At 41.4% G+C, this 8,007-nt stretch carries 13 protein-coding genes and 1 pseudogene; all 14 read left to right on the top strand.

Annotated elements, in window-relative coordinates:
- The first annotated feature begins 166 nt into the window (after window positions 1-166).
- Complete coding sequence (gene rplF, locus F602_RS0101595) at window positions 167-703, top strand: 50S ribosomal protein L6 (protein WP_018166210.1); 537 nt, start codon at window positions 167-169, stop codon at window positions 701-703.
- A gap of 89 nt (window positions 704-792) precedes the next feature.
- Complete coding sequence (gene rplR / locus F602_RS0101600) at window positions 793-1,149, top strand: 50S ribosomal protein L18 (protein ID WP_026183249.1); 357 nt, start codon at window positions 793-795, stop codon at window positions 1,147-1,149.
- A 17-nt stretch (window positions 1,150-1,166) separates the two neighbouring features.
- Window positions 1,167-1,661: a 30S ribosomal protein S5 gene (rpsE, locus tag F602_RS0101605; protein WP_018166212.1), complete on the top strand. Its 495-nt coding sequence runs from the start codon at window positions 1,167-1,169 to the stop codon at window positions 1,659-1,661.
- 13 nt (window positions 1,662-1,674) lie between these two features.
- The gene (gene rpmD, locus F602_RS0101610; RefSeq protein WP_018166213.1) at window positions 1,675-1,857 is read left to right on the top strand and encodes a 50S ribosomal protein L30; all 183 of its coding nucleotides are present in this window, start codon (window positions 1,675-1,677) and stop codon (window positions 1,855-1,857) included.
- Between the two features lie 376 nt (window positions 1,858-2,233).
- Window positions 2,234-2,674: a 50S ribosomal protein L15 gene (gene rplO / locus F602_RS0101615; RefSeq protein ID WP_018166214.1), complete on the top strand. Its 441-nt coding sequence runs from the start codon at window positions 2,234-2,236 to the stop codon at window positions 2,672-2,674.
- Window positions 2,675-2,687: 13 nt separating this feature from the next.
- Window positions 2,688-3,998 (top strand): preprotein translocase subunit SecY, encoded by a 1,311-nt coding sequence (secY, locus tag F602_RS0101620; protein WP_018166215.1) that lies wholly within the window; start codon window positions 2,688-2,690, stop codon window positions 3,996-3,998.
- Window positions 3,999-4,162: 164 nt separating this feature from the next.
- Window positions 4,163-4,804, top strand: coding sequence for an adenylate kinase (locus tag F602_RS0101625; protein WP_018166216.1), 642 nt, complete (start codon window positions 4,163-4,165; stop codon window positions 4,802-4,804).
- 121 nt (window positions 4,805-4,925) lie between these two features.
- On the top strand, window positions 4,926-5,144 hold the full coding sequence (gene infA, locus F602_RS0101630; protein ID WP_002936627.1) for a translation initiation factor IF-1: 219 nt from the start codon (window positions 4,926-4,928) through the stop codon (window positions 5,142-5,144).
- 24 nt (window positions 5,145-5,168) lie between these two features.
- Window positions 5,169-5,285, top strand: coding sequence for a 50S ribosomal protein L36 (gene rpmJ, locus F602_RS10680; RefSeq protein WP_001808836.1), 117 nt, complete (start codon window positions 5,169-5,171; stop codon window positions 5,283-5,285).
- 17 nt (window positions 5,286-5,302) lie between these two features.
- On the top strand, window positions 5,303-5,668 hold the full coding sequence (rpsM, locus tag F602_RS0101635; RefSeq protein ID WP_018166217.1) for a 30S ribosomal protein S13: 366 nt from the start codon (window positions 5,303-5,305) through the stop codon (window positions 5,666-5,668).
- A 17-nt stretch (window positions 5,669-5,685) separates the two neighbouring features.
- Window positions 5,686-6,069, top strand: coding sequence for a 30S ribosomal protein S11 (gene rpsK / locus F602_RS0101640; protein WP_018166218.1), 384 nt, complete (start codon window positions 5,686-5,688; stop codon window positions 6,067-6,069).
- A gap of 44 nt (window positions 6,070-6,113) precedes the next feature.
- Window positions 6,114-7,052: a DNA-directed RNA polymerase subunit alpha gene (locus F602_RS0101645; protein ID WP_018166219.1), complete on the top strand. Its 939-nt coding sequence runs from the start codon at window positions 6,114-6,116 to the stop codon at window positions 7,050-7,052.
- Window positions 7,053-7,066: 14 nt separating this feature from the next.
- Entirely contained in the window at window positions 7,067-7,453 is a 387-nt protein-coding gene (gene rplQ / locus F602_RS0101650) for a 50S ribosomal protein L17 (protein ID WP_018166220.1), read from the top strand.
- A 251-nt stretch (window positions 7,454-7,704) separates the two neighbouring features.
- Window positions 7,705-8,007: pseudogene (locus F602_RS0101655) on the top strand (sigma-70 family RNA polymerase sigma factor); the annotation flags it as partial.

Below are 8,007 nucleotides of genomic sequence, written 5' to 3' on the forward strand. Positions count from 1 at the left end.
GTTTGATCATGGGCTAAAACCTGTGCGAAAAAATAAACTTCTCTAGAAACCCTTGTTTCTATGGTATGTTTCCCATTTTCGTTTTGGTTTTGATATCCTTGTATCATGAGCCCCCGTGAAAACTGGTCGCTAGTCGGCCTGATAATCTAACAGGAGAAAAAATAAAATGTCACGTATTGGTAATAAGGTAATTACTTTGCCTGCTGGTGTTGAGATTTCTCAAAACAACGGCGTGGTTACTGTAAAAGGACCTAAGGGGGAACTCACTCGTGAATTCCCAACAGCTATTGAAATCCGTGTGGAAGGTACAGAAGTAACTCTTCACCGTCCAAACGATTCAAAAGAAATGAAGACTATCCATGGCACTAGTCGTGCAAACCTCAACAACATGGTTGTTGGCGTTTCTGAAGGCTTCAAAAAAGAACTTGAAATGCGTGGTGTCGGTTACCGTGCTCAATTGGCTGGTAACAAATTGACACTTGCAGTTGGTAAATCACATCCTGATGAAGTGATTGCGCCAGAAGGTGTAACATTTGAAGTTCCATCACCAACACTTATCCATGTGTCTGGTATCAACAAAGAAGTTGTTGGTCAAACAGCAGCTTACATTCGTAGCCTTCGCGCACCTGAGCCATATAAAGGTAAAGGTATCCGCTATGTCGGTGAATTTGTTCGCCGCAAAGAAGGTAAGACTGGTAAATAATAGTGAATGGTGGTTCTCAAACCGCTGGTTCCTATTTTTTCCAAACATTCGTCTCATTGAGACATACTAATCATTAAGAGGTGAAAATTGTGATTTCAAAACCAGATAAAAACAAAGTCCGCCAAAAACGCCACCGTCGCGTTCGCGGTAAAATCTCTGGAACAGCTGCTCGCCCACGTTTGAACATTTTCCGTTCTAATACAGGCATCTACGCTCAAGTGATTGATGACGTAGCGGGTGTAACGCTCGCAAGCGCTTCTACTCTTGATAAAGAAGTTTCGAAAGGAACTAAAACAGAACAAGCCGTTGTTGTAGGTAAACTCGTTGCTGAACGCGCAGTAGCTAAAGGTATTTCTGAAGTGGTCTTCGACCGCGGTGGATATCTCTATCACGGACGTGTGAAAGCTTTGGCTGACGCAGCTCGTGAAAACGGATTGAAATTCTAATAGGGGGACACTAAGAAATGGCATTTAAAGATAACGCAGTTGAATTTGAAGAACGCGTAGTAGCCATCAACCGTGTTACAAAAGTTGTTAAAGGTGGACGTCGTCTTCGCTTTGCAGCTCTTGTGGTTGTTGGTGACCGTAACGGACGTGTAGGTTTCGGTACTGGTAAAGCTCAAGAAGTACCAGAAGCTATTCGTAAAGCAGTTGAATCTGCTAAGAAAAACTTAATCGAAGTACCAATGGTTGGCACAACTATTCCGCACGAAGTTCGTTCAGAATTTGGTGGTGCGAAGGTATTGTTGAAGCCAGCTGCAGAAGGTTCAGGAGTTGCTGCTGGTGGTGCAGTTCGTGCCGTTGTCGAATTGGCAGGTGTTGCAGATATTACTTCTAAATCACTTGGCTCAAACACTCCAATCAACATCGTTCGTGCAACAGTTGAGGGCTTGAAACAATTGAAACGTGCTGAAGAGGTTGCTGCACTTCGTGGCATCTCACTTTCAGATTTGGCATAAGAAAGGGGAAGTCATGGCTCAAATTAAAATTACTTTGACGAAGTCTCCAATCGGCCGTATTCCATCACAACGTAAAACAGTTGTGGCGCTTGGTCTTGGCAAATTGAACTCTTCAGTCGTTAAAGAAGATACTCCAGCTATCTTGGGAATGGTGAACGCCATCTCTCACTTGGTAACTGTTGAAGAAGTTAAGTAAGTGGTGAGGTCGAAATCTTTGATTTCGAAAATACCCCCGCTTTGCAAGAACGACTGAGTGGTTCAAAGCAATTAATGAATACTACCAGTCGTATATTGTATACAAATAGACTGGAGTCGCATAGAGAAATCTTTGCGACTTCTAGTCAATTATTATCAATGCTCAATAAAATCGCCAAAGAAGAACAGTCGCTAATCGAACCCTGCCGTTCTTTAGATAGAAAGTGTCAATCTAAAAAATAGCAGAGATTTTAGGTTATCTTGAGGAGTTGACGATACATAGTTTGGTTTAGATTTTTGCAGAGCAAGGCGAGTTTGTGGATGTAGTTCCTTTGCTCTCCACAGGCGCTAGCATATGAAAGAGGAGAAAATATATAATGAAACTTCATGAATTACAACCTGCAGCAGGTTCACGTAAAGTTCGCAACCGTGTAGGTCGTGGTACATCATCAGGTAATGGTAAAACATCTGGTCGTGGTCAAAAAGGTCAAAAAGCTCGTAGCGGTGGCGGAGTACGCCTTGGTTTTGAGGGTGGACAAACTCCATTGTTCCGCCGTATTCCAAAACGTGGTTTCACAAACATCAACGCAAAAGAGTATGCTATTGTAAACCTTGATCAATTGAACGTCTTTGAAGATGGCGCTGAAGTAACTCCAGTTGTTCTAAAAGAAGCTGGAATCGTTCGTGCTGAAAAATCAGGAGTTAAAATCCTTGGTAACGGAGAATTGACGAAGAAATTGACAGTGAAAGCTGCTAAATTCTCTAAATCAGCTGAAGAAGCAATCACTTCAAAAGGTGGTTCAGTAGAAGTCATCTAAGGGGTGGCAGTCTATGTTTTTTAAACTATTAAGAGATGCCTTAAAGGTTAAAAATGTTCGGAGTAAAATCTTCTTTACCATTTTTATTCTTTTCGTCTTCCGCGTTGGAACGCATATTACCGTACCAGGAATCAACGCTAAAAGCTTGGAGGCTGTTTCAAAGCTTCCATTCTTGAACATGCTGAGCTTGGTATCAGGTAATGCCTTGAAAAATTTTTCAGTCTTTGCTCTTGGTGTCAGCCCCTACATTACGGCATCCATCATCGTGCAATTATTGCAGATGGATATCTTGCCAAAGTTTGTAGAATGGGGCAAGCAAGGTGAGGTCGGCCGTCGCAAGTTAAATCAGGCGACTCGCTACATCTCCCTTGTACTGGCTTTTGTTCAATCCATTGGTATTACTGCTGGGTTGAATGCCTTGTCAGGTGCCAAGTTGACCACTATGACCCTTAATTGGCAGACCTATGTCGTTATTGGTTCCATTCTCACCACAGGTTCAATGATTGTGACTTGGTTGGGGGAGCAAATTACAGATAAGGGTTATGGAAATGGTACATCTATGATTATCTTTGCAGGGATTATTTCCTCCCTACCAACAACGATTTCAGAGATTTACGAAGACCGTTTTGTCAATATTGACTCTAGTCGGATGACAGAATCGATTATCTTTGTCGCTATCCTTGCTGTAGCAGTGTTGGCCATTGTTTACTTCACAACCTATGTCCAGCAAGCAGAGTATAAGATTCCTATCCAGTACACTAAAAGAGCACAAGGCGCTCCGTCTAGCTCTTATTTACCGCTGAAATTGAATCCAGCAGGCGTCATTCCTGTCATCTTTGCTGGTTCGATTACAGCTATTCCAACTTCTATCGTACAATTCTTTGCAAGTCAAAATCAGAGTTACTCATGGTTGACAGCTCTTCAGGAATTCTTTGACTATACAACAGTAAAAGGTATGATTGTGTACGCTTTACTCATCATTCTCTTTACCTTCTTTTATACATTTGTTCAAGTTAATCCTGAAAAGACAGCTGAAAACCTTCAAAAGAGCGGTGCCTATATCCACGGTGTTCGACCTGGTAATGGTACAGAAGCTTACTTCTCAAAACTCTTGATGCGCTTGGCAACAGTTGGTGCACTTTTTCTCGGATTTGTTGCCCTTTTGCCAATCCTTGCTCAGAATCTATTAGGTCTTTCTTCTAATATTGCTTTTCTCGGCACTAGTCTGATTATCATTATCATGACAAGTGTTGAAGGTATTAAGCAATTGGAAGGGTTCCTTCTAAAGAGAAAGTACGTAGGGTTTATGGATATTACAGAATAGAATACAGGTTGACCTTGTCAACCTTCTATTTTGTTTTTAGATAAGTTTGTCAGCCGGGCAAACTTATGTGAAAGCAAAACCATCAATTTATAAAATTGACTGAAAACCATTCAGTTATTGTCCTAGGTGAATAACGATTTACCAATGTTGAAAAAGGAGTTATCATGAATCTTTTGATTATGGGTTTACCAGGTGCCGGTAAAGGTACTCAAGCAGCTAAAATTGTTGAAAAATTTGGTGTTGTACATATTTCCACTGGTGATATGTTCCGTGCGGCTATGGCTAATCAAACAGAGATGGGACTATTAGCCAAATCCTATATTGACAAGGGTGACCTTGTTCCGGATGAAGTGACTAATGGTATCGTTAAGGAGCGTTTATCCCAAGATGATATCAAAGAAAAAGGTTTCTTGCTAGATGGGTACCCACGGACTATTGAACAGGCTCACGCCTTGGATGCTGCATTGGCAGACCTTGATTTAGAACTGCAAGGTGTTGTCAATATTGAAATTGCTCCATCCAAACTTTTGGAACGCTTGAGTGGTCGTATCATTCACAAAGAAACTGGAGAAACCTTCCACAAGGTCTTTAATCCGCCAGCTGCTGGGTATGATGAAAATGATTATTACCAACGCGAAGATGACAAGCCAGAGTCAGTGAAGCGACGCTTAGAGGTCAATATCGCACAGGGAAATCCAATCATTGCCCATTATCGCGATAAAGGCTTAGTCCACGATATTAAAGGGGATCAGGACATCGAAGTTGTATTTTCAGACATTGATAAAGTTTTGTCAAAACTCAGATAAATCAATTGATATGACTTGCATTTTAAATTGGAAAATGATAAAATAGGCTAGTCTGACTTATAATTGTTACCTCTGTGTTCAGAGGGCATCAAATCGAAATTTAGAGGGGAGAAACTTTTGCATGGCAAAAGAAGATGTGATTGAAATTGAAGGCAAAGTAGTCGATACAATGCCAAATGCTATGTTTACTGTTGAGTTGGAAAATGGACACCAAGTCTTGGCAACAGTATCCGGTAAAATCCGCAAAAACTACATTCGTATTTTGGTCGGAGACCGCGTAACTGTCGAGCTTAGTCCTTACGATTTGACACGTGGCCGTATCACATACCGCTTTAAATAGTCGAAATACTTGGAGGGATAAAACATGAAAGTAAGACCATCGGTCAAACCAATTTGCGAATACTGTAAAGTTATTCGTCGTAATGGTCGTGTTATGGTAATTTGCCCAGCAAATCCAAAACACAAACAACGTCAAGGTTAAGATAGAAAGGAGAAAAAATGGCTCGTATTGCTGGAGTTGATATTCCAAATGACAAACGTGTGGTAATTTCATTGACTTACGTTTACGGTATTGGTCTCGCAACATCTAAGAAAATCCTTGCTGCAGCAGGTATTTCAGAAGATATCCGTGTAAAAGACCTAACATCTGATCAAGAAGATGCTATCCGTCGGGAAGTGGATGGAATCAAAGTTGAAGGCGACCTCCGTCGGGAAGTTAACTTAAACATCAAGCGTTTGATGGAAATCGGTTCATACCGTGGAATCCGTCACCGTCGTGGACTTCCTGTCCGTGGACAAAACACTAAAAACAATGCTCGCACTCGTAAAGGTAAAGCTGTTGCGATTGCTGGTAAGAAAAAATAAAATAGGAGGTAGAAAAATTGGCTAAACCAACACGTAAACGTCGTGTGAAGAAAAATATCGAATCTGGTATTGCACATATTCACGCTACATTTAATAACACTATTGTTATGATTACTGATGTGCATGGTAATGCTCTTGCTTGGTCTTCAGCTGGTGCTCTTGGTTTTAAAGGTTCACGTAAATCCACACCGTTCGCAGCCCAAATGGCTTCAGAAGCAGCTGCAAAATCTGCACAAGAACACGGTCTTAAAACAGTTGAAGTTACCGTAAAAGGCCCAGGTTCAGGTCGTGAGTCTGCTATCCGCGCTCTTGCTGCCGCTGGTCTTGAAGTAACAGCAATTCGTGATGTGACTCCTGTACCACACAATGGTGCTCGTCCTCCAAAACGTCGCCGTGTATAATCATAAAAACGATACACAGCTTTTCGTTTAAGAGGGAGTAAGAAATGATTGAGTTTGAAAAACCAACTATAACAAAAATTGATGAAAATAAAGATTACGGCAGATTTGTTGTTGAACCGCTAGAACGCGGCTATGGCACAACTCTGGGTAACTCACTTCGTCGTGTACTTCTCGCATCACTACCAGGTGCTGCAGTAACATCGATTAAGATTGATGGCGTACTCCACGAATTCGACACAGTTCCAGGTGTTCGCGAAGATGTCATGCAAATCATCTTGAACATCAAGGGAATCGCTGTAAAATCTTATGTCGAAGACGAAAAGAAAATTGAGCTTGATGTAGTAGGACCAGCAGAAATTACTGCCGGCGATATTTTGACAGATAGCGATATTGAAATTGTAAACCCTGACCACTATCTTTTTACTATTGGCGAAGGCGCGAGCTTTAAAGCGATTTTAACTGTAAATAGAGGTCGCGGCTACGTACCTGCTGAAGGGAATAAAAAAGATGAAGCTCCAGTGGGGACATTGGCAGTAGATTCTATCTACACACCAGTGGTAAAAGTCAACTACCAAGTTGAACCAGCTCGTGTTGGAAGCAACGATGGTTTTGACAAATTGACACTTGAAATCATGACTAACGGCACCACCAATCCCGAAGATGCTCTTGGGCTTTCGGCACGCATTTTAATGGAACATCTTGGTCTCTTTACTGATTTGACAGATGTTGCTAAATCTGCAGAAGTAATGAAGGAAGCTGAGCCAGCTTCAGATGATCGGATGTTGGATCGTACCATCGAAGAGTTGGATTTGTCTGTTCGTTCATACAATTGCTTGAAACGTGCAGGAATCAATACAGTCTTTGATTTGACCGAAAAAACTGAGCCAGAAATGATGAAAGTTCGAAATCTTGGACGCAAGAGCTTGGAAGAAGTAAAAATTAAACTAGCTGACCTTGGTCTAGGACTGAAAAAAGATAAATAATATAGGAGGAACTAATGGCATACCGTAAACTAGGACGCACTAGCTCACAACGTAAAGCAATGTTGCGTGATTTGACAACTGATTTGTTGATTAATGAGTCTATCGTTACAACTGAAGCTCGTGCTAAAGAAATCCGTAAAACAGTTGAAAAAATGATTACACTTGGTAAACGTGGCGACTTACATGCCCGCCGTCAAGCTGCTGCATTTGTTCGTAATGAAATTGCATCTGAAAGCTACGATGAAGCAACTGATAAATATACATCAACTACTGCTCTTCAAAAATTGTTTTCAGAAATCGCACCTCGTTATGCAGAACGCAATGGTGGATACACTCGTATTCTGAAGACTGAACCACGTCGTGGCGATGCTGCACCAATGGCGATTATTGAACTTGTATAAAATCATCAATTTTGTTGAGTGTTATGATGATGGAGTCTTTAAAGATTCTTAGTCTAGCTCTGGTCTACCGCCGATTTAGATCGGCGGTAACACTCATCATCATATATCATATAATGAAAAACGTAACGCTTGTTTACGAAACAGTCTCAATTATGGGATTTTTTCGTAAGCAGGCGTTTTTTCTGACAAAAATGTCCTGTCTCTCTTCTCCATATTTGCTTATACTAGATGCAACAGTGAAAGGAGAAGTCATGCGCTTTGAAGAAATTTACCAGCGAGTCCAAGGGATTGTGCACCGTACCCGCAAGGAATACTATATAAAGCTCTGGGAGAAGAGCGATTGGGATCAAGAAGGGATGCTCATTCTCTATGAACTTCTAGGCTCTCAACCTGGAATAGAGTCAGATTCTGAGCGGTTGTATACCTATTTTAAGGTCAAATTCCGTAACTACATCAAGGATAAGGTCCGTCGACAAGAAAGTCAAAAACGCCGGTTCGATCGGATGAACCACGAGGACATTACTGAGCTTAGCCATATGGTGGCCGAACAGGGT

This window comes from Streptococcus minor DSM 17118, assembly GCF_000377005.1.
In the GTDB taxonomy this organism is placed as follows: Bacteria; Bacillota; Bacilli; order Lactobacillales; family Streptococcaceae; genus Streptococcus; species Streptococcus minor.

Coding starts and splice junctions, on each gene's coding strand:
- rpsM (WP_018166217.1), top strand. CDS start 5,303: ATGGCTCGTATTGCTGGAGTTGATATTCCAAATGACAAACGTGTGGTA.
- F602_RS0101625 (WP_018166216.1), top strand. CDS start 4,163: ATGAATCTTTTGATTATGGGTTTACCAGGTGCCGGTAAAGGTACTCAA.
- rplO (WP_018166214.1), top strand. CDS start 2,234: ATGAAACTTCATGAATTACAACCTGCAGCAGGTTCACGTAAAGTTCGC.
- rplQ (WP_018166220.1), top strand. CDS start 7,067: ATGGCATACCGTAAACTAGGACGCACTAGCTCACAACGTAAAGCAATG.
- rplF (WP_018166210.1), top strand. CDS start 167: ATGTCACGTATTGGTAATAAGGTAATTACTTTGCCTGCTGGTGTTGAG.
- rpmJ (WP_001808836.1), top strand. CDS start 5,169: ATGAAAGTAAGACCATCGGTCAAACCAATTTGCGAATACTGTAAAGTT.
- F602_RS0101645 (WP_018166219.1), top strand. CDS start 6,114: ATGATTGAGTTTGAAAAACCAACTATAACAAAAATTGATGAAAATAAA.
- infA (WP_002936627.1), top strand. CDS start 4,926: ATGGCAAAAGAAGATGTGATTGAAATTGAAGGCAAAGTAGTCGATACA.
- rpsE (WP_018166212.1), top strand. CDS start 1,167: ATGGCATTTAAAGATAACGCAGTTGAATTTGAAGAACGCGTAGTAGCC.
- rpmD (WP_018166213.1), top strand. CDS start 1,675: ATGGCTCAAATTAAAATTACTTTGACGAAGTCTCCAATCGGCCGTATT.
- secY (WP_018166215.1), top strand. CDS start 2,688: ATGTTTTTTAAACTATTAAGAGATGCCTTAAAGGTTAAAAATGTTCGG.